Genomic DNA, 20,384 nt, shown 5'->3' with positions numbered 1-20,384 from the left:
CGTCGCGTGCGTATGATTTGCAGATGCTGGACCGGCCCGCCGATCGCGCGCGTGATCATGGCTGGGTCTACGGCCTGCCGCCGGGCATCACGAGCGAGCAATGGCCGCTCGACCCAGTCACCGGGTTTCCGCTGATGCATGGTTTTACACTTCTGCTGCCGAAGGATTATCGCGTACACGGCGAGGATATCGTCGCGGTGTCGTTCTTCGCTACCGCACCAGATCACAATGACGGCGGGGCACCCGACGATCCCGAGATTCGCGAGGCCGTGCTGGCGCGACCAGCGCATCCGCGGCTTTCGCGCATGACCGACATCCTTGATTACGAATATGCCGCGCTGCTGCTGACGAAGCATGAGTACGAGGGCCCGTTCGCGACGCCGCCCGCGCCGCTTCCGCTTGCGACGGCGGAGCGGCCGCGCTGGCTCGATGTCGGCGGCGCCAGCGCTTTCTTCGAATCCGCCCCGCCCTTCGCGCAGAAGATGTTCGCCGGCCCTCCGCGGGGTGACCTGGCGGAGAACCTCGCGATCGCCTTGATGCCGCGCGCGACCGATCCCAATGCCGGCAAGGCCCCGCAGGACCCGCACCTCCCGCGCAATCCGCCGAGCGACTATCAGTCCTACTACTACTTTATCGACGGCGTCCCGACCACCGAGAATTTCCGCTCGCACGACTGGGGCAAGGACCACGCCCACAACCATCTCGGCGGCACCATGCGGCCCTGCCAGGCGGTGCCTGAGATGAGCCCGTTCTACATCGAGTTCGAGGAATATTTCGGCGGCTACAGTTTCGGCAGCGGCAACGCGCAGCTCGACTTCAAGGACATGAAGTTCGAGTGGGCCTGCGGGTGATCACACGCCGCGCTTCGGCCCGATCGCCTCGAACCCCGCCTTCTGCTCGTCGCTTAAGTCGGCCTCGAAATCGTCGAGCGCGTCACTGACGCCGTTCACCGCCTGCAGCATCGTCTCCAGCCGCGCCTTCGCGGCGGTGAGGCGGGCCTGTGGTGTCGGTGCGGCCTGTGACGGACAGGCGCTCAGCGTTTCCATGGTGCGCAGCGTGGTGTCCTGGAGCACGTCGAGGCGGGCGCGGGCGGTGTCGTCGAGCTTGAGCGTGGAGGCGATCTCGGCGGCGGGCCATTGCTGCTGCACGAGCTGCTCGTATTGGCGCTGCAGCTTCTCGTCGTAGCGGGGATCGCTGTCCGCCTGGCAGGCCGATGCCGCCTGGGGATTCTTTTGCTGGATCGCTGCAAGCGCGGCGCGGCGGTCCTTGGCCAGGCCGTCGAGCTTGGCTCTCTGGTCGTCGTCGAGGAGATCGACGAATTTTGCCAGCGAAGGTGCGAAGGCGTCCGTCGCCTTGATCATGGCCTCGATGCGCTCGCGCATCAGGCCGAGGCGCTCGATGGCCGTCGCGGGAACCTGCGTTGGACAGGCGGCGCGGATGGTGTCGCGCGCGGATGCCCACGCGGTCGCGAGCTCGTCGAGCGCTGTGCGCTGCAATTCATTCGGCTGCACGATAGCGGCGATGCGATCGACCGGCAGGCCGCCGGTGTCGCTGGCATCGCAGACCGTCTCCGCGGTCGGGACTCGCCGTCCGCGCCGGCCGTGCGGCGCGGTGTAGGCGGCAAGCTCGGTGGCCGCATAGGGCGCGAAGATCGCGGCATAGATGTCGCCATAGCCATAGAGCGAGAGGCTGGTCGCATCGCCGAGGACGATCGCGGTGGTGAGGTCGTCATGCGCGAACGGCCAGAACACGGGGCCCACCCAGCCGTAGCTGCCGTCGGGGTGGCGCCACCATCCCTGCGAACGGCGGCCGCCGTGCCAGCCCGACAGCGCGGCTTGCGCCGTCATTGCGGCACGGAGGACGTAAGGATTCGCAGGCTGGCCGCGCTCTGCGCCGCGAGGATCTTGCGACCTCAACGCTGCGGAGCGGTATCGGCTGCCCCGCACCGCCATGCGGGCATGGCGCAAGCGAGACATGCCGATCATGTGGCCGACGGCAAAGCGCGCAACACCGAGCGGGCCGCCGCGGAAGCCGAACTGCGCCTCGGCGCGACTTGGCAACAGCACCGCCAGAATCACGAGGGTTGCGCCTGATAGCGCCAGCCCCAGCCTTGGCCTGAGCGCCAAGCGTGATCTCGACATGACCACTGACCTGTCCACCTTGGCCCTCCTCCGGCGCCAAGCGCGCATCGCGTCGCATCACAACGACGCGCGAGGGAACCAAATGTTCCGGAAGCGCACAGGGCAAAGCGTCGCAACGCGCACCGTGCAGAGCCGATGCGCCGTCACTCCGCCTTCTGCGGCAGCACGAGGGTCTGGCCGGGATAGATCAGATTGGGATTGTGGATCTTGGCGCGGTTGGCGTTGTAGATCACGGCAAAGCGGGCGCCGTCGCCGTAAGCGAGCCGGCTGAGCGCCCACAGGCTGTCGCCGCGGGAGATCACCCGGCTGCCGCCTGTTTCCGCCGGTGCACCGCTGACGATTTCCGCCGGCGAGGCCGATGCGACGGTCGTGGCCGCGGGCGCCCGCGCCATGACCCCCGACCCGCCCTTTGGTTTCGGTGCGCCCATCAATCTCGGCCGGGCCGCAGGCCTGTCCGATAAAGATGCCACCACATCCGACTTGTCGTCGGACTTCTCGGCCTTCGCTTCCTGCTTCGTCTCTTGCCTCGCGGCCGGTGCAGGGCGCGCGGGCGGCGGCGCGGCTTCGGCGATCACCACCGGCATGCTGCGGCCGGATTGCGTGACGGTGCCGTCAGGCGATTTCGCCCGCAGGGTGAGCTCATAGGAACCGGCGGGAAGCTGCGGCGGCGTCATCACGAATTGGCCCGACGCATCCGCCACCACCGTGTCGAGCGGCTTGCCGTCGCGCAGCAGCTCGACCTTGGCGCCCGGCGTCGCCTGGCCCGCGATCACCGCCGCCTCGCCGTGATCATCGACGCGCGCGACGTCGAAACGGGGGCCGCTATCGGCAACCGCCGGAGGCGGCTTGACCGGTGCAAGATCGGCAAGCGCGGCCGTGACCTGCTTTTGCGTCTCGGCCAGCGCACCCGCCTTCGGCTCGGGGGCCGGCGCCGGAGATGCAGCTGGTGCCGGCGGCGCGACCGCGGCGAGCTTGGGCTCTTCCGGTTTGAGTTCCGGCTTGGATTCGACCTTGGGCTCGACCTTGGGTTCCGGCCTGGCGGCGATGTCGGTCTTCGCCCCTATCGGCAGCAGGCGACGCAGCTCGGTGGGGCCGATCACCAGCACGGTGCCGCCCACCGCGAGCAGACAGAATGCAATGAAGGCCTTGGATGCGGTCACCATCGGAAACGAACCTTGATCAGGAAGAACCTTGCAAATCAATCGAGCCGGCAAGTTGCGCCGTTTTGGCCACGGCAGCAAGACGGTCGATAGGATGATGAGCCGGCGCCGGGGATGAACCGGCGCACCCTCGCCGGCGTCAAATGATCGAGGCCGCATCGCGGTATTTTTCTCGAGGAATTTTCACCGTGAACGCATTTTGCCGTCCCGCACAATTGCCGGTACTTGGGCTGGTGGTAGGGCTCGCGCTTGTCCCGACGCTGGCCGCAACTCCGGGGCTCGCCGCTTCCGGCCCGCCGCCGGATTACATCCTCACCGGCAATGCCGATCTCGCCTTCACCTCGCCCGACGGCGCCACCGGGATCGAGCAGTACATGAAGGACAGCGGGGATTTCGACGTCAAATGGCAGGCCTGGGCGAGGCGTGGCGAACAGATGACGGAGCTGAAGCCCGAGCAGGGTTACGGCGCCGGCTTCCGCTTCACGCCCGACTCGCAATGGCTGGTGCGGATGCAGAAGACCGGCTCCGGCGAGCAGGACCTCTATCTCTACCATGTCGAGAAAGGCGCCTTCGTCAGCGCGACGAAGACGCCGTTCAGCGACTTGGCCTGGGCCTATTTCCACAGCCGCCCGAACACCGGGAAGATGAAGCTCGACTACCACATTTCGGCCAATCTCGTGAAAGGCACCGAAGAGGCTTATCGCGGCCTCGGCGTGCACTGGCCGGACAACCGTTACCTCGTCATCTCGCTGTCGGGTGAAATGGACAAGCACCCGAAGAACGTCGCCGTGAAGGGGTTGGCCGACTGGCGCTGCCGCTATGATCTCAAGACCGGGACCTTCGACGTGCCGGCGATGTTCGCCAAGACCAATGCGGAAGCGTTGAGATGGGAAATCCGACGCTGAGGGAACCATGGCCCACCGCGCCTTCAGACAGCGATGGAACCAACCCTCTGATTACGCTCCGATTCATGTTTTCCTAACCCTTACTGGTAACGCGGTCTTGTCGGTTTTGCCGCATCTTGCATCCCACGGGAGGGCTGCATGGGCACATCGATCCGATGGAGCGCGCGCATGCGCGCGTTGCTGCGCCGTTGGCGCGGCGCGCCGCTGACATGGCTGATCGCAGGCGGCTTCGTGCTGATGGCCGCAATGGCGATCGGCACCGCGCTTACCGTCGACCGCTTCCGGCAGAATGCAATCGAAAGCGGCCGCGACAGCCTTGAGAGCGCGGTCCGGTTGCTTGCCCGCCATTTCGACCGCGAGTTCGAGGACTTCGCGGTGCTGCAGAAGAGCATCATCGCCGAGCTCGAAAGCCACGGCATCGAGTCCGCTGATGTCTTCCGCAGCGAGATGGGCACGCTCGCCGTGCACGAAGTGCTGCGCGCCAGAGCCAGCGGCTGGTCGGACGTTGCCGGCGCCAATTTGTTCGACGCCAAGGGCGTGCTGATCAACTCGTCGCGGCGCTGGCCGGTCGCCGATGTCTCGGTCGCCGACCGCGGCTATTTCAATCGCCTCAAGAACGACCCAGCTTCGCAGGAGGAGGTCGAGGTCGTGCCCGGACGGTTGGGCAGCGGACCGGCGATCGTGTTCGCGCGCCGCGTCTCCGGTCCTCACGGCGAATTCCTTGGGCTGGTGTCGCGCGCGATCGCGCCGGACCAACTCGAATCCTTCTTCGCCTCGAGCGGGCTCGGCGAGGAATCCTCGATCGCGATGCACCACCAGAACGGCCAGTTGCTCGCGCGCGTTCCGCATGTGGACGCGATGATCGGGCAGAATTTCCGCAATGGAACGTCCGAGCAGATGGCGGTGTTCGAGCGCACCTTCGTCACGACCCAGCTCGCAAGTCCGATCGACGGCAAGGATCGCATCGTCGCCGCACGCCTCCTGACCGGCGAGCCGCTGGTCGTGGTTGCGACCAGGTCGCTGGATGCGACGCTGGCGACATGGCACACGCAAACCAAATTCTTCGTGGCCGTAGCCGTGCTGTCGATCGGCCTGCTCGTGCTCACGCTCTATTTCATCTTCCGCCAGATGACCCGCCGGCTCGCCGTGGAGAAGCACCAGCTCGACACCGCGATGAACACGATGACGCAGGGTCTCCTGATGTTTGACCAGGACGAGCGGCTGATCGTCTGCAACCGGCGCTACATCGAGATGTATGGCCTATCGGCCGAGGTGGTGAAGCCCGGCGCGTATTTCCGCCAGGTGATCCAGCACCGCCACGACACGGGTTCGTTCCACGGCGACGTCGATTCCTATTGCGACGGCATTTTGGGCAATGCCGGGCAGACGCAGAGCACGATCGTCGAGACCTCCGATGGCCGCCTGATCGAGATCAAGAACCAGCCCGGCGCCGCCGGCGGCTGGCTCGCGACCCATGACGACGTCACCGAGCGCATTCGCGCCGACGAGCGCATCGCGCATATGGCGCATTACGACGCGCTGACCGACCTGCCCAACCGCGTGCTGATGCGCGGCCATCTGGAGCGGCGTGTCGCGGAGCTTGCCCAGGGCAAGCCGTTCGCGATCCTCTATATCGACGTCGACGAGTTCAAGGGCGTCAACGATTCGCTGGGACACGAGGTCGGCGACGAGCTGCTGCGCCAGGTCGCGAACCGCCTGCGCGCCTGCATCAGCGGCAACGACATGGTGGCACGGTTGGGTGGCGACGAATTCGCAATCGTCAAGGCCGGCACCCGCGACGTGGCCGAGCTGACGGCGCTGGCCGAGCAGATCCTGAAGGCGCTGCGCGCGCCCGTAAACTACAATGGCCAGGAAATCCCGACCGATGCCAGCATCGGCATCGCGATCGCGCCCGACCACGGCGACAATCTCGACGATCTGCTCAAGCGCGCGGATCTCGCGATGTATGCGGCGAAGTCCGAGGGCCGCCGCACCTTCCGCGTCTTCGCGCCCGCATACGACGCCAAGGCGCGGCTGCGCCGCCAGCTCGAGTTCGATCTGCGCCTAGCGCTGGCCCGCGGCGAATTCGAGGTGCACTATCAGCCGCTGGTCGATCTCGCGGCCAACGTGGTCACCGGCTGCGAAGCGCTGCTGCGCTGGCACCATCCGGAGCGAGGCATGGTCTCGCCCGCCGACTTCATCCCGGTTGCGGAAGAAACCGGATTGATCGGCGAAATCGGCGAATGGGTGCTGAGGCAGGCCTGCACCGAGGCCGCCTCCTGGCCCGGCGACATCCACATCGCGGTCAATGTTTCACCGGTGCAGTTCCGCTCGCGGACGCTGGCGCTGAAGGTCGCAGCCGCGCTCGCCGAGTCCGGTCTGGCACCCGGACGGCTCGAGCTCGAGATCACCGAGACTGTCCTGATCCGCGACGACCAGGAGGCGCTGACGATCCTGCAGCAGCTGCGCGAGCTCGGCGTGCGCATCGCGCTCGACGATTTCGGCACCGGCTATTCGTCGCTGAGCTATTTGCATCGCTTCCCGTTCGACAAGATCAAGATCGACCGCAGCTTCATCTGCGACATCGGCCAGTCTGAAGATTCCTCGCCGATCGTGCAGGCGGTGGTGCACATGGCCGCCGCCCGCCACATGGCGACGACCGCCGAAGGCGTCGAGACCGAAGCGCAGCGCGCGGTGCTGCTCCAGCTCGGATGCAGCCAGATGCAGGGCTGGCTGTTCAGCCCGGCCGTGCCGGCGGCGAAACTGAAGCAGCTGTTGTCGGCACAGGCGGCCGCGGCCTAGCGCGCCCCGGTCATCGCCGTCGCCTCCGTTTGGAGGATTTGTCGCCGAGCCGGGCAAGGCTTGTCCGTCTTGAAATCCAACCGTTCCACGCCACGAGCGTGCCCGATCGCGACATCGATGTGGCGGCCGTGTGGCGGCCTGCGCCCTTTTCTCACAAGTACTTCTCCTCCCCGGCCGCTCACCGTGCGTTCGCGAAAGCGCGGGCCGGCTTGGAGCAGGATCGGACAAAGCATGGCGGGTTCAGGAAATACGCACCGCAACCGCGGCGCATAGAACACGCGCCGTTCCGTACAAATACGGACGACTGATCGAAAGCCCGAGCTGATCAGCAGGAGCCACACCATGACCGGGAACACTGCACTCATGCGCAATCCCTCGCACAAGGGCTTGCCGCCCGCACCCGACGCACAGCCTGACGACCGCTCGACGTCCGAGCGGCGCGCCGCCGACGGGGAGATGGCGCGCGTGCTCAGGACGCAGCCGTTTCGCATGGCGCTGGACTCCTCCGGTGCCGGTATCGCGCACTGGAAGCATGATCCGCTGCACGACGTCGTCGAGCCCATGCGCCACCACGTGATCATGGCGCATAAAGGCGTGATGCAGCGCATGGAGCGGCGCTCGGGAAGATCGATCGCGATCGGCACGTTTCGTCCGGGGGTCGTGAACATCGTTCCGGAAGGGTCGAGCTCCCGATGGGACATTCCGAAGCCCGTCGACGTCGTGCAGCTTTACCTTCCCGACGCAACGCTGCAGCGCATCGCCGGCGAGGCCGGGACCGCCGGGCCCGCCGAATTGATTGAGCGAACGGCGCATCCCGACACGATCACGTCCCGACTGCTCCTGAGCGCGGCGGATTCGCTAGAGAGCCATGGCGTCCTTGATACGCTATTCCGGCATCAGCTCACGGATCTTCTGGCCACGCGCCTTTTGGCTGCGCATGCAGGGTCGCCAACCACGTTCCAGCCGACCATGGGCGGACTGGCGCCGAAGGTCCTGCTCCGTGCGATCGAACGATTGCGCTCCGACAGCGAAGCGGACGTCTCGCTCGATGCGCTGGCGTCCGATGCAGGTTTGTCGCGCTTTCATTTCTGCCGGTCCTTCAAGGAGAGCACCGGGCTGTCGCCGCATGCCTGGCTTCGCCAGCACCGGCTCGAGCAGGCCATGAACATGCTGCGGGAGAGCGACGAATCGATCGTCTCGGTCGCCGCGGCGCTTGGTTATTCCTCGCAGACCGCCTTCGCCGCGGCATTCAAGAAGCTGACGGGCGAGACGCCGAGCGATTGGCGCAGGCGCGTGCGTTAGCAGCAATCTCTCGACAGCGACGGCAATCGCGCTGGGGCAACGGCAAATCGGGTCGGCTACATCATCTCCATGTCCAGACCAATCGAGGGAGACCAAAGATGACCTGGAAAAACTTCGTCAGCCGACGGTTGATCTCATCACGCCGCCGGAGCCTCGCAACCGCGACCTTGTACGGACTCTCGCTGGCCGTTCGCTTCACGTCGGCGACGGGCGAGGAAGTGGAAATTCCGGCTTACAACATGCACCCGGCACAGCCGCCCGTTTCCATCATGATCCGAAATGGCTCTGGGCTTCCCTATCAGGACTGGAGTCGAAATGAGCTTCAGCCCGTCGTCTTGGGCTACGGCCAGCCGCCGAGATCGGTGATGGCACGCTGCATCGGGCCCTAAGCCCGCGACCCAACCCACCCACGCGCCGACGCCGGCCGCTGCCCTGAACGCAGCAGCGCGGTCGCGCGCGGTCTTTCGAACAGCAACCAAGGAGAAAATCCATGCGACTCGTCATCATCGGCGCCGGCTTCGCCGGCATGTACGCCGCCCTTTCCGCAGCGCGACTGCGCGACATCCGGGGCGTCTCGCCGCAAGATCTGCAGATCGCGATCGTCTCCCCGGAGCCGACGCTGGTGGTCCGTCCGCGGCTCTACGAGCCGAAGCCGGAAACCCTGACGGCCCCGCTGCTCGAGGTCCTCGAGGCGATCGACGTCGACTACATTCAGGGCAGCGCCGAGACGATCAACACCGAGGCCCGAACGGTGCAGATCACGCCCGCGAAGGGCCCGCGAAAGACGCTGTCCTACGATCGCCTGGTTGTGACCACCGGCAGCCGGCTATTCCGTCCGAACATTCCGGGCCTCGCCGAGCACGGCTTCAGCGTCGATTCGCTCAACGATGCCGTTGCGCTCGACAAGCATCTGCATGGCCTCGCGGAGCGGCCTGCCGTGAACGGACGCGACACGGTCGTCGTCGCCGGCGGCGGCTTCACCGGGATCGAGGCGGCCACCGAAATACCGGTGCGGCTGCGCGAAATCCTGGGCCCCAATGCCAGGACGCGCGTCGTCATCGTCGATCGCAACACTGCGATCGCACCCGACATGGGTGCAAGCGCCCGCCCCGTCATCGAGGAAGCCTTGCGCAAGGTTGGCGTCGAGACACGGCTCGGTGCTGGCGTCGCCGCGCTCGACGAGACCGGCGTCACCTTGTCCAGCGGTGAGCACATCGAAACCGAGACGGTGATCTGGGCGGCGGGCATGCGTGCAGCGCCGCTGACCGGGCAGATTCCCGCCGAGCGCGACAATTTCGGACGGTTGCTAGTCGATCGCTGCTTGCAGCTGCCAGGCGTTCAGGGTGTCTTCGCGGCCGGCGACGCAGCACGCGCCGCCTGCGACGACGAGGGCAATTACGCACTGATGTCGTGCCAGCACGCCACGCGAATGGGCGCCTTTGCCGGCAACAATGCCGCGGCCGAATTGCTTGGCGTTCCGACCAGACCCTACCACCAGAAGGCCTACGTCACCTGCCTGGACCTCGGCGAAGCCGGCGCGCTGTTCACACGCGGATGGGAGCGCAAGGTCGAGCTGGTCGGCGACGTCGCCAAGAAGACCAAGCGTGAGATCAACACCGTCTGGATCTATCCGCCGAAGGCGGAGCGCGCCCTGGCGCTCGCGTCGGCCGATCCGGAACGAGTGACCAGCCTCTAGCGCACCAAGCGATCACGGCTGCGCACTCCCCCGGCGGCGCTGCCTGCTCAACCACCAGCCGGAAGCCCCTATCTTTGAAACAGGAGACCAACATGAATCTGCACAACACCTCATATCCCGTGTCATCGGGACCCGAAGAGCTCGTTCCGTCGCGCTACGCGCTGAAGATCGGCGAGATCGACGTGCTGGTGGTGAGCGACGGCGTGCTGCCGCTGCCGACCACGATGCTCGCGCACAACGCCGACCCGACGGTGCGGGCGACCTGGCTGCACGACATGTTCCTGCCGCAGGATGCTTTCGACTGGGCGCTGAACGCCGTCATGGTCCGCAGCGGCGGCAAGACCATCCTCATCGACGCCGGGCTGGGCTCGGACCCGAACTTGAACTTGCCGCGCGCCGGGCAGTTGATCAGGCGACTGGCGGCCGCGGGCATCGATCTTTCGGCGGTAACCGATCTGGTGCTCACCCATCTGCACATGGACCACATTGGTGGGCTGCTGGTCGACGGCGTGAAGCAGCAGCTGCGCAAGGACCTGCGGATTCACGTCGCGGCCGCAGAGGTCAAGTTCTGGGAAGCGCCTGATTTCTCCCGCACTGCCATGCCGGAAGGGTTCCCGGACGCGCTGCGATCGACCGCCAAGCGGTTCCTGAAGGAGTACGGCCCTCAGCTGCGGCTGTTCGATAACGAGCAAGAGATTGCGCCTGGCGTCGTCGCCCGTCGCACCGGCGGTCACACCCCCGGACACAGCGTGGTTCGCATGGCGGCCGGCGACGACGCGCTGACATTCGCCGGCGACGCCGTGTTTGCCGTCGGGTTCGAGCAACCCGACTGGCACAACGGTTTCGAGCACGACCCCGAGGAGGCCGCCCGCGTTCGCGTTCGTCTGTTGCGACAGCTTGCCGAGACCGGCGAAATGCTGGTGGCCACGCACCTGCCGTTCCCGTCCGTGGGTCGGGTGGCTGCCGACGGCGACGCCTTCCGTTGGGTGCCGGTGTTCTGGGACTACTGACCGCTTGCCGGGTTAGAGCCGAAGCAGGGCGCGGACTCGATAGGTCCGCGCCCTTGAAAATAGGATCAAACATCGACCCTCGCGGTTATCGCCCCGCTGAGACGGCTGGAACCGGTCGGCGGCGCCAGCCAGCATTGCGTCACGTGCCGCGCAGGCGGCTCTTCGTCTGCGCTCGTGCGCGCGCGAGATCGAGCGAGGCGATATGGCGATCGCGGCATTCAGGATGGTCACTCTCGTAGCGGTTGCTGCCATGGTCGGCCCATCCGTGCAGGCCCGCGACGACGGTCGCTACGCGAACTCTCCCCTCAAGGGCTGGTTCGAGAGCCTGCACAGCAAGGGCGGCGGTCCCTGCTGCGCCGACGCCGACGGCACCGCGCTGGACGATGTCGACTGGGACACGAGCAACGGACATTATCGCGTGCGACTCCTGGGCGACTGGATCGAGGTGCCCGACGACACCGTGATCACCGAGCCGAACCGCGCCGGCCGCACCATGGTCTGGCCGTATTACGTCAACGGCCGCGCCAAGATCCGCTGCTTCATGCCGGGCAGCATGACTTGAGATTTTGGTTCTGATGTCCCGGCTCGGCCCAGCATACGATGATGCGCCGCTGAACCGGCCGGCGCGGGCTCACTTGACCTGCTTGGCCGCGTGGATCTCGACGAACTCGGCATCGGGATGCGCGACGATGGTCGCGAACATGATGCCGCTGATGATGAGCGACCAGGCGGTGTCCCAATAAATCCAAAACACGTGCCAGCCTCCGTTTCGATCTGCTCCGCCCGCGGGATCAGGGTAACGGCAAGGCGAGGCTGCCGTTCCCAGTGCGCGGGCGGCGCGGGCGAGGTGCTATTTTGGTTTGGTCGGCGCGGAGTTGGGATCGGTTTGGCCGGTGTGGCGCTTTGCCACGACGTCCTCGTCGCGCTCGCCCTGACGCGGGCGCGGCGGCAGCTTGGGCTGGCCGGCCTGACCGCCATGCTTGCCGCCCATGTCGGGCTTACCTTCGAGATCGTTTTCACGGGGCATGCCGGTTCAATGCGCTCGCGCGGCATTGGTTCGGTTCGGCTGTGAACGAGTTCATAGGATCGCCGCGATTTGCAGTGCACGATAGCCAGGCCCGCCCCCGGGAGCATTCTCATTCATATGACTGACGGATACGGCCTGATGCGGAAGCCACTCGTCGCCTGGACGATCCTGACCTGCGCGCTGCTCGCGGTCACCGTGTGGACCGTGCTCGGGCCGCCCCACGTCCCGCCCGGGCCCCATCTGCCCTCCCGCACAGCGGCGATACGGTAGATCTCCCACCGATACCATTTCGGCATCGATCGATCCCAATTGGAGTTTGGTGCGGCGGGGCGGCTGCCGCTATCCTCGCCGGCAAAACGACAAATGCCGCACCGGCATCCCAGGAGGACCCCCATGGTGAGATCGACCCGACGCATCAGATCCGGCGTACCCCGTGCCGCGATCGCCACCACGCTCGCTTTCCTCACTCTCATTTCTGGAGTCCGCCCGGGCATGGCCGAGACCTTCGCCTATGTCGGCAATGCCGACAGTAACGACATCAGTGTGTTCAAGATGGCCGAGAGCGGCGAGATGACGCCCGTGCAGACGGCCGTTTTCACCGGCGTCGAAAAGCCCGGCTCCTCGACGCCGCTCGCGATCACGCCCGATCATCGCGTGCTGATCGCCGGTGTCCGCTCGCAACCGTTCGTTGCGGTGAGCTTTGCGATCGATCCCAAGACGGGCCAGCTCAGCCATATCGGCAACGGCCCACTCGCCGACAGCATGGCCAATATCGCCATCGACCGCGGCGGCAAATTCCTGTTCAGCGCCTCCTATGGCGGCAACAAGGTCGCGCTGAATCCGCTGCTCGCCAACGGCGTCGCAGGCGAGCCGAAGCAGGTGATCCCGACCGGGCTGAACGCGCACGCTTTCCTGCCCTCGCCCGACAACCGCTTCGCGTTCGCGACCAATCTCGGCTCCGACCAGATCCTGGCCTTCACGTTCGACGCCACGACCGGCACGCTCACGCCGAGCGATCCGCCGGCTCACAAGGTGCCGGAGAAATCGGGGCCGCGGCATTTCGTGTTCCACCCCAACGGCAAGTTCGTCTATCTCCTCCACGAGCTGAACGGCGACGTCGCGGCGTTCGCCTATGAGGCCAAGGGGGGCGCATGGGACGAGATCCAGCGCACCAGCGCGTTGCCAGAAGGATTTACCGGAAAGCCCTGGGCCGCCGACATCCACGTCACCCCCGACGGCCGTTTCCTCTACGCCTCCGAGCGTACCACCAGCACGCTCACCGCCTACAAGGTCGATGCGACAAATGGCAAGCTGACCACCATCGGCAGCGTGCCGACCGAGAAGCAGCCGCGCGGCTTCCACATCGATCCCGGCGGGCGCTACCTTGCCGCAGTGGGCGAGCTCTCCGACAGCATGACGGTCTATGCCATCGACCAGAGCAGCGGGGCACTCGCCAAGCTGAAATCCTACGCCACCGGCAAGAAGCCGAACTGGGTGGAGTTCTTGAGCCTGCCGTGAGGGGGCTCCGCTGCGGGATGAGTTCGGCCTGCATGGTTCGAGACGCCCGCTTTGGCGGGCTCCTCACCATGAGGGTCTGACATCCCGCCGCGAAGCACGACCTCATCCTGAGGGCCGCCGCAGGCGGGCGTCTCGAAGGATGGCCGCCGGGACGGTGGAAGACAGCGAACCTTGGCGCCGGTCCCGAAGACTAAATCAACGGGCGGCATCGCGCCGCCCGTGCTGCGGCGGCATTCTCATCCGGCCGGCCCTGATGTGCCATTGGCTCGCAGCGATCGCTTCTGCTAACGATGAGGCCGTCAAGGCCCCAACCGGAATGACCCATGCGTTCATTGCCTGCGCGTTCTGTTTCCAGACATCTCGTTGCGCTCGCCGGACTGCTGTTGCTGTCGGCCCAGCCCGCTGCCGCCGCCGATGACGACGCGCCCAAGGGGCCGGCGGTCACGGTGCTGAAGGTCGCAAAATCCTGTTTCTCCGACATCGTCGAGGGCACCGGCACGATCATCGCGCGCGAGGCAAGCTCGGTGCGGCCGGAGCGGCCCGGCCTGAAGGTGACGGAGGTGCTGGCGGAAGCCGGCGACACCACCACCGCCGGCCAGGTGCTGGCGCGGCTCGCACTGCCCGAGGGCGGCACGCTTCAGGTCACCGCCCCCGTCGCTGGCGTGATCGCAACGTCGACCGCGCAGATCGGCAACCTCGCCTCCGCCAAGGGCGAGGCGCTGTTCACGATCGTGGCGCGCAGCGAATACGATCTCGTCGCCCTCGTCGCGACCAGCGATATGCGCAAGCTCGCGGTCAACCAGGCGGCGACCGTGCGCATCGCCGGCGCCGGCGATATCGACGGCAAGGTGCGCCGCATCGGCCCGACGGTCGAGCCGAACATCCAGCAGGGCATGGTCTATATCGGCATTTCCGCGCAGAAGCGGCTGTTGCTGAATGCGAGCGGCCGTGCGCTGATCAAGTCGGGCCAGAGCTGCAACGTCGCGGTGCCGCTGACCTCGGTGCAGTATTCCTCCGCCGGCACCGTCGTGCAGGTGATCCGCCGCAACCGCGTCGAGACCAAGCGCGTCGAGGTCGGACTGATGTCGGGCGGCAATATCGAGATCCGCGACGGCCTCAACGAAGGCGATATCGTTGTCGCCCGCGCCGGCGCGCTGCTGCGCGAAGGCGATCCGGTGCGCACGGTGATGGCCGCGGAAGCGGCGAAGTAATCGCCACGATCGTCATTGCGAGGAGCAAAGCGACGAAGCAATGACGGTGGAGAGGCAGATGTACGTTAAACACGCGGATCGTAGGGTGGGCAAAGCGAAGCGTGCCCACGTCTTCTATCGACCGCGTCTTCTATCGAAATGTTGGAAAGATGGTGGGCACGGCGCGTTGCGCCTTTGCCCACCCTACAAGACCTAAGAAAAACTAGCCGCCGGCTTCGCCGAAATGGACGTCCTCGAGCAGCGAGGAGGAGACGGTCGGGACCTGGTCGCCTTCGCTGGCGCGGGAGATGGCAAGGCGGGTCTTGTTGAAGACGCTTTCGGCGCTGCCCTGCGCATTGAGGTTGTTGAGGAACTCGCTGACCAGCACGCTGTGCTCGCCTTTGCCGTCGTCGACGACCTTGCCGGGCGAAGCCGAGGAGAGGATCAGCGCATTGTCGGTCGCGCTGATCGGCGCGAGGCCGTGGCTGTAGGAGCGGAAGCGGCGCTCATAGGGATTGCGGCGGGAGGCGTCGACCACGACGAGCTTGGCCTTGGCGCCCTGCTCCTTCATCATGTCGAGCACGCCCTCGATGGAGACGCCGTGACGGCGGACATCGCTTTCCTTCCAGATCACGGCATCGACCGGCAGCATGTAGCTCTCGCGGCCGGCCTGCACGCCGTAGCCGCCGAAGAACAGCATGACGACGGTGTCGCGCTTGATCCGGGACTTCAGGCGATTGACGGCGCGGACCATGTCGTCCTTGGTCGCGTCTTCCACCATGTCGACGTCAAAACCGTTCTTGCGCAGCGACGAGGACAGCGCGCGGGCGTCGTTGATCGATTGCGTCAGCGGCGCGTTGGCGTCGGGGTAGTGCCCATTGCCGATGACGAGGGCGAGACGCGAGGCCTGGCCGATCGAGCCGGTGACCTGGTCGGTCGAAACGGCCTTGGCGGCATCGAGCGCCCGCATGTTGAGGGCAGCGTGGGCGCCGATCACGAGCGAGACCGTGCCGATGAGGGCTGCGGCCACCGCGATCGTGCGTCGGGAAATGTCGAGCTGCGTTACATTCATCTCGCGTCATTCCTGTCAGTGCCAAAGACCAGCCAAGCACGCGCACACCGTTTGAGTAGCGCGATAGCGTCTTTGGGTTTGAGGGATTGGCCGGGGGTGTGCCCCCGAATTGCGCGCAATTTGCGGCGCCGCACCAAACAAAGCCTTAACCGGATATCGCCTCCCCCGCAATAGATCGCCGAAAATTTGACCTAAGTCTCTGGAAACGTGGATTAATTTTCATCGCCCAATATGTGATTTTTTTGCGTTCCCGTAGCCTTCCGGAGCCCGATTATGCAGGCTCCGTGCCGGCTTTTTCTGTGACTGTCATCACATTTGTATTTCCTGCGAATCCGGGTAGCTTTTTCAACGACTTGCAGGGGTGGCACGCGGCTGGGAGCGTGCCGGCCGGCCCCCCGGCCAATTCCCGCGACCAGGTTATTTCATGAGCTTTCAATATTTTGCCGGCGCCGCCTGCCGGGCGCTGACGGCGCGGAAGGACGGCCCCTCGCTTTACGACGTCTGCGATCCCGTACTGTCTGTTGCGGCCAGCGGCGATCCGCATCTGGCCAAGTTCTACAAGACGGCGCTTGGCAATCCCGCACTGCGGGTGCTGCTCCGCCGGGCCGGACTGCCCGAGCTGCGCGACGAAGGCAAACTGGCCCGGCTGCGCCACGCGCTGGTGCGCGCCCGCGACGAGGCCGAGCCTGATTGGGCGGCGGTCGGCCAGCCCGTTGCCGATCTCGTCGACAGCATCGCGCTGGATCATCCCAAGCCGCCGCCGGCCATGTTCACCGGCGCCATGCCGCAACCATCGCAGATCGACGGCGTGATCCGCGATTGCGCGCAGCATCTGCTGGGCTCGTACCGCAAAAATGGCTTTCTGCCGACCTACGCCGCGTTCAACCTGATCGGCGATCCCGATTTCCGCGGGCGCGAGCTGACCATGGCGCTCACGGGCCTCAACGCGCGCGGCTACAAGAACTCCTCGCTGCTGTTCAACCTCGCCCGGGTCTTCATCGCGCGGTCACCGGCGCGCGCTGTCGTCAATCCGCCCTGGCGAGGGGTTGCCGAACCGATGTGGGAGCCGGTGCAGATCCGCCACCGCTCGGCCTATTACGACGCGTTCTTCATCGAGGCGCTGTTGAGCTACGTCGAGACCGGTCTGGCCTCGTCCGCCGACAAGATGTCGGCGGAGCGCGCGGTCGCCGACATGGTCGATTTCTGCGTCAACATCAGCCGCGAAGAGGTCGAGGGCATCGACGGCGCGCGGTTCAACGTCATCACCGCGCTCGCGCCCGCGCCGCATCCGCGCTTCTCGCGCTACTTCGCCCAGATCAAGCAGGACCTCGGTTTCGGCGTCTACGTGCCGGATTGCGACACCACGGCGTGCTCGATCTCCGCGGCGACGCAAGCCGGCTGCACTGATCCGATCCTCGACCAGCCGCTGCTGGATTTCTACGCGGGCTATCAGGCACAGGCGGGCGTCAACGAGCCGCGCGTGACCGTGCCGATCAACGACAATATCGACTATGAGGGCGGGGTTGCGACCTGGATCGACAATCTCAAGGGCGAGCGGCCCTATGGCAATGATCTCGATCCGACGCTCAATCTCGACATTCTCGAGGTCAGCTTCCGCAATCTCGCGCGCTGGAAAGTATTGGAAACGCCGGCGCGGCTTGCCACCGTTCATCGCATCATCGGCTTCCAGAAGCGGCTGGCGGCGAGCGGCGCCTTCGCCAATCCGCGCTCGCACATCTATTATTTACCGGAGCTCTACAGCGCCTATTTCGGCCGCTGCTACGCCGCCTTCCTGGCGCTGCCGCTGGCGGCGCAGGCGATCATCGATCCCGACGGCGATTTCGATTTCATCCGCCACCGCGTGCTCTCCTACGTCAAGGGCGAGCTGATGGCCGCCGAGATGAACGTGTTCGACGCAGCGCTCGCCCTGATCGCGCTCGGCCATCTCGGCGCCGACCCGCGCGCCTTTGCGCCGGCGCTGAACGTGATCGTCGCGAGCCTCGGCGAAGGCGGTCGCCGCGGCCCGTTCCGCGCTTATGAATGGAACAAGATGAAGACGCCGACGCGGATTTTGGTCGGCGGGCCTGAGGTCACGTCGGCGTTCGTGCTGATGGGGCTGGCGGTGGCCAAGCGGGCGATGGCGCGCGGATAGGTTTCATCGGGTGGGTTAGCGAAGCGTAATCCACCACTTCTGCCGCCGTGGAGACGAAAGAGGTGGGTTACGCCTTCGGCTAACCCGCCCTACAAAACTTCGCCCGATGACAGTAAGTTGAAAGCCCAACTGCCAGGCATATGCTGGCCGGGCGGACAAAAGCCGACCACAATTGCGAGGTCTATCGCAATTTTCATCACACGCGGACCGGCATGTTGCGAAAATTCCTGATTGCGCTGTCATTGCTTGGCTTCTCCTTGCCCGGCTTGCCGTCGCCGGCTGAGGCCGCCGACATCACCGGCACCGCTAAGGTTCGCGCCGGCGACGCCGTGACGATCGGCAACACGCGGATCAGGCTCGGCGGCATCGACGCGCCCGCGGTCGACCAGCTCTGCCTCAACAACAAGGGCGAGCGCTGGACATGCGGCATCGCGGCCCGCGACGAGCTCGCCAAATACGCCGACGGCAAGAACTGGGTCTGCCATGCGAGGTCGATCGACCGGCGCGGCCGCACCGTGGCGCGCTGCGACGTCGGCGGCGAGGATATCCAGAAATGGCTGGTGCGCGCAGGCTGGGCGCTGGCCTACACCCGCATGTCGCACGACTATGAGGCGGACGAGAAGGCCGCGCGGGAGGCCAAGGCCGGTATGTGGCAGGGCGCCTTCATCGCGCCCTGGGACTGGCGCGAGCGCAACAAGAAGACCACCATCCTCGGCGCCACCAAGCCGCCCGACGGCGCGCATGCGATCCTGCTCGCTTCGGCCTCGGGCCCGGTCGCGCCCTCGCCGGACTGCACCATCAAGGGCAATGTCAACTCCGCCGGCGAATGCATCTATCACCGGCCGACCAGTCGCTGGTATGCGCAGATCAAGATGAAGATCAGCAAGGGCACGCGCTGGTTCTGCTCGGTGGAGGAAGCCGAAGATGCGGGCTGCCGCGAGACTAAGAGATAACCCACGTCAGACCTGCGTTTTCCGGCCTTTTCTTGCACCGCAGCGCCGCGTAAAAGTGTGAATCAGCGACCCACCATCCTGTTCTCAGGCAACAAGGACCAACAGCAATGACCGTTCGCGCGGGCCGGGAATTTCTGGCCATCCCCGGGCCCACCAATATGCCCGACGAGGTGCTGCGGGCGATGCATCGTCCGGCGATCGACATCTACTCCAAACAGATGACCGATCTGACCGAGAGCCTGCTCAGCGACATCTCGAAACTGTTTGCGACCAAGGGCAAGTCCTACATCTACATCGCCAACGGTCACGGCGCCTGGGAAGCAGCATTGAGCAACGTGCTGTCGCGCGGCGACAAGGTGCTGGTGCTCGAAAGCGGACGGTTTGCAATCGGCTGGGGCCATGCCGCAGCGCTGATGGGTGCCGAGGTCGAGGTGCTCAAGGGCGACTGGCGCCGCGCGGTGCGGCCGCACGAAGTCGAGGAGCGCCTGCGCCGCGACAAGGATCACACCATCAAGGCCGTCGTCGTCGTCCAGGTCGACACGGCGTCCGGCGTGCAGAACGACATCGAGGCGATCGGCAAGGCGATCAAGGCGAGCGGCCATCCGGCGCTGTACATGGTCGACACTGTGGCCTCGCTCGGCTGCATGCCGTTCGAGATGGACAAATGGGGCATCGACGTTGCGATGTCGGGCTCGCAAAAGGGCCTGATGACGCCGCCCGGCCTCGGCTTCGTCGCGGCCAACGCGCGTGCGCTCGAGGTCCAGAAGACCGCCAACATGAGCACGCCCTATTGGAGCTGGAGCGAGCGCGAGGGCAGCGAGCATTATCGCAAATATGCCGGCACCGCGCCGGTCCATCTGCTGTTCGCGCTGCGCCAGGCGATCGACCTGCTGCACGAGGAGGGACTGGAGAACGCCTTCCGCCGCCACAGCCTGCTCGGCGAAGCCGCACGCCGCGCCGTCGGCGCGTGGTCCGAAGGCCAGGTGCTCGGCTTCAACGTCGCGGAAGCCAGCGAACGCTCCAACACCGTGACCACGGTGACCATGAGCAACGGCCACGATCCGGCAATCCTGCAACGCTATTGCAAGGAGAAGTGCGGTGTGGTGCTCGGCACCGGCATCGGCGATCTCTCGGGGCAAGCCTTCCGCATCGCCCATATGGGCCACGTCAACGCCCCAATGCTGCTCGGCACGTTGGGGGTGATCGAGGTCGGGCTGAACGCGCTGAAGATCCCGCACGGCAAAGGCGGGCTTGAGGCAGCGGTTGCGTATCTCGGCGAAGAGGTGGCGGTGTAGGCGCAAGCCGGAAACTCCGCTGTCGTCCCGGCGAAGGCCGGGACCCATACCGCGTGATCCATCCGTGACGCACGGTGTCCGTACCGCGGAAAGAGCTTTAACTGCGAATCTTCGCCAAACTCCTCCCTGGGGTTATGGGTCCCGGCCTTCGCCGGGACGAC

At 65.8% G+C, this 20,384-nt stretch carries 19 protein-coding genes; 14 read left to right on the top strand and 5 right to left on the bottom strand.

Features of this window, described 5'->3' with window-relative positions; translation table 11 throughout:
* Positions 1-23: 23 nt before the first annotated feature.
* The gene (locus tag IVB45_RS01305) at positions 24-851 is read left to right on the top strand and encodes a hypothetical protein (protein WP_247363160.1); all 828 of its coding nucleotides are present in this window, start codon (positions 24-26) and stop codon (positions 849-851) included.
* Here the strand turns inward: IVB45_RS01305 and IVB45_RS01300 are convergent, their stop codons facing one another.
* Both IVB45_RS01300 and IVB45_RS01295 read right to left on the bottom strand, forming a co-directional pair.
* Complete coding sequence (locus IVB45_RS01300; RefSeq protein WP_247363161.1) at positions 852-2,141, bottom strand: Spy/CpxP family protein refolding chaperone; 1,290 nt, start codon at positions 2,139-2,141, stop codon at positions 852-854.
* Positions 2,142-2,284: 143 nt separating this feature from the next.
* Positions 2,285-3,304, bottom strand: a complete 1,020-nt coding sequence (locus IVB45_RS01295; protein ID WP_247363162.1) for a LysM peptidoglycan-binding domain-containing protein — start codon at positions 3,302-3,304, stop codon at positions 2,285-2,287.
* 185 nt (positions 3,305-3,489) lie between these two features.
* On the opposite strand from IVB45_RS01295, the gene IVB45_RS01290 reads away from it, so the two are divergent.
* The 7 genes from IVB45_RS01290 to IVB45_RS01260 all read left to right on the top strand — a co-directional run bounded on the left by IVB45_RS01290 (position 3,490) and on the right by IVB45_RS01260 (position 11,578).
* A complete protein-coding gene (locus tag IVB45_RS01290; protein ID WP_247363163.1) occupies positions 3,490-4,206 on the top strand; it encodes a hypothetical protein in 717 nt (238 codons plus the stop codon).
* A gap of 138 nt (positions 4,207-4,344) precedes the next feature.
* Complete coding sequence (locus IVB45_RS01285) at positions 4,345-7,008, top strand: EAL domain-containing protein (RefSeq protein WP_247363164.1); 2,664 nt, start codon at positions 4,345-4,347, stop codon at positions 7,006-7,008.
* A 342-nt stretch (positions 7,009-7,350) separates the two neighbouring features.
* Complete coding sequence (locus IVB45_RS01280) at positions 7,351-8,310, top strand: AraC family transcriptional regulator (protein WP_247363165.1); 960 nt, start codon at positions 7,351-7,353, stop codon at positions 8,308-8,310.
* Between the two features lie 98 nt (positions 8,311-8,408).
* Positions 8,409-8,699: a hypothetical protein gene (locus IVB45_RS01275; protein WP_247363166.1), complete on the top strand. Its 291-nt coding sequence runs from the start codon at positions 8,409-8,411 to the stop codon at positions 8,697-8,699.
* 101 nt (positions 8,700-8,800) lie between these two features.
* Positions 8,801-10,006, top strand: a complete 1,206-nt coding sequence (locus IVB45_RS01270) for an FAD-dependent oxidoreductase (RefSeq protein ID WP_247363167.1) — start codon at positions 8,801-8,803, stop codon at positions 10,004-10,006.
* Positions 10,007-10,098: 92 nt separating this feature from the next.
* Positions 10,099-11,016: an MBL fold metallo-hydrolase gene (locus IVB45_RS01265; protein ID WP_247363169.1), complete on the top strand. Its 918-nt coding sequence runs from the start codon at positions 10,099-10,101 to the stop codon at positions 11,014-11,016.
* 223 nt (positions 11,017-11,239) lie between these two features.
* Positions 11,240-11,578, top strand: a complete 339-nt coding sequence (locus IVB45_RS01260; protein ID WP_247363170.1) for a hypothetical protein — start codon at positions 11,240-11,242, stop codon at positions 11,576-11,578.
* A gap of 69 nt (positions 11,579-11,647) precedes the next feature.
* Here the strand turns inward: IVB45_RS01260 and IVB45_RS38835 are convergent, their stop codons facing one another.
* The gene (locus IVB45_RS38835; protein WP_256379023.1) at positions 11,648-11,770 is read right to left on the bottom strand and encodes a hypothetical protein; all 123 of its coding nucleotides are present in this window, start codon (positions 11,768-11,770) and stop codon (positions 11,648-11,650) included.
* 96 nt (positions 11,771-11,866) lie between these two features.
* Entirely contained in the window at positions 11,867-12,043 is a 177-nt protein-coding gene (locus IVB45_RS01255; RefSeq protein ID WP_155809827.1) for a hypothetical protein, read from the bottom strand.
* A 138-nt stretch (positions 12,044-12,181) separates the two neighbouring features.
* Between IVB45_RS01255 and IVB45_RS38830 the strand changes: the two genes are divergently transcribed.
* The 3 genes from IVB45_RS38830 to IVB45_RS01245 all read left to right on the top strand — a co-directional run bounded on the left by IVB45_RS38830 (position 12,182) and on the right by IVB45_RS01245 (position 14,772).
* Positions 12,182-12,313: a hypothetical protein gene (locus IVB45_RS38830; RefSeq protein WP_256379024.1), complete on the top strand. Its 132-nt coding sequence runs from the start codon at positions 12,182-12,184 to the stop codon at positions 12,311-12,313.
* A 123-nt stretch (positions 12,314-12,436) separates the two neighbouring features.
* Positions 12,437-13,561, top strand: coding sequence for a beta-propeller fold lactonase family protein (locus IVB45_RS01250; protein WP_247363171.1), 1,125 nt, complete (start codon positions 12,437-12,439; stop codon positions 13,559-13,561).
* A gap of 323 nt (positions 13,562-13,884) precedes the next feature.
* Positions 13,885-14,772 carry an HlyD family efflux transporter periplasmic adaptor subunit gene (locus IVB45_RS01245; RefSeq protein ID WP_247363172.1) on the top strand — a complete coding sequence of 296 codons (888 nt, stop codon included), beginning with the start codon at positions 13,885-13,887 and terminating at the stop codon, positions 14,770-14,772.
* A 202-nt stretch (positions 14,773-14,974) separates the two neighbouring features.
* Here IVB45_RS01245 and IVB45_RS01240 read toward each other — a convergent pair whose 3' ends face one another.
* Complete coding sequence (locus IVB45_RS01240) at positions 14,975-15,823, bottom strand: caspase family protein (RefSeq protein WP_247284754.1); 849 nt, start codon at positions 15,821-15,823, stop codon at positions 14,975-14,977.
* Between the two features lie 424 nt (positions 15,824-16,247).
* Between IVB45_RS01240 and IVB45_RS01235 the strand changes: the two genes are divergently transcribed.
* The 3 genes from IVB45_RS01235 to IVB45_RS01225 all read left to right on the top strand — a co-directional run bounded on the left by IVB45_RS01235 (position 16,248) and on the right by IVB45_RS01225 (position 20,223).
* Positions 16,248-17,975: a hypothetical protein gene (locus IVB45_RS01235; protein WP_247363173.1), complete on the top strand. Its 1,728-nt coding sequence runs from the start codon at positions 16,248-16,250 to the stop codon at positions 17,973-17,975.
* A 212-nt stretch (positions 17,976-18,187) separates the two neighbouring features.
* Entirely contained in the window at positions 18,188-18,928 is a 741-nt protein-coding gene (locus IVB45_RS01230) for a thermonuclease family protein (protein WP_247363174.1), read from the top strand.
* Between the two features lie 107 nt (positions 18,929-19,035).
* Positions 19,036-20,223 (top strand): aminotransferase class V-fold PLP-dependent enzyme, encoded by a 1,188-nt coding sequence (locus tag IVB45_RS01225; RefSeq protein ID WP_027568361.1) that lies wholly within the window; start codon positions 19,036-19,038, stop codon positions 20,221-20,223.
* The last annotated feature ends 161 nt before the right edge of the window (positions 20,224-20,384 follow it).

Origin of the sequence: Bradyrhizobium sp. 4 (assembly GCF_023100905.1) — a bacterium.
GTDB lineage: Bacteria > Pseudomonadota > Alphaproteobacteria > Rhizobiales > Xanthobacteraceae > Bradyrhizobium.
Note: the sequence above shows the minus strand (reverse complement) of the source record. Positions and strands in the feature narration are given on the sequence as shown.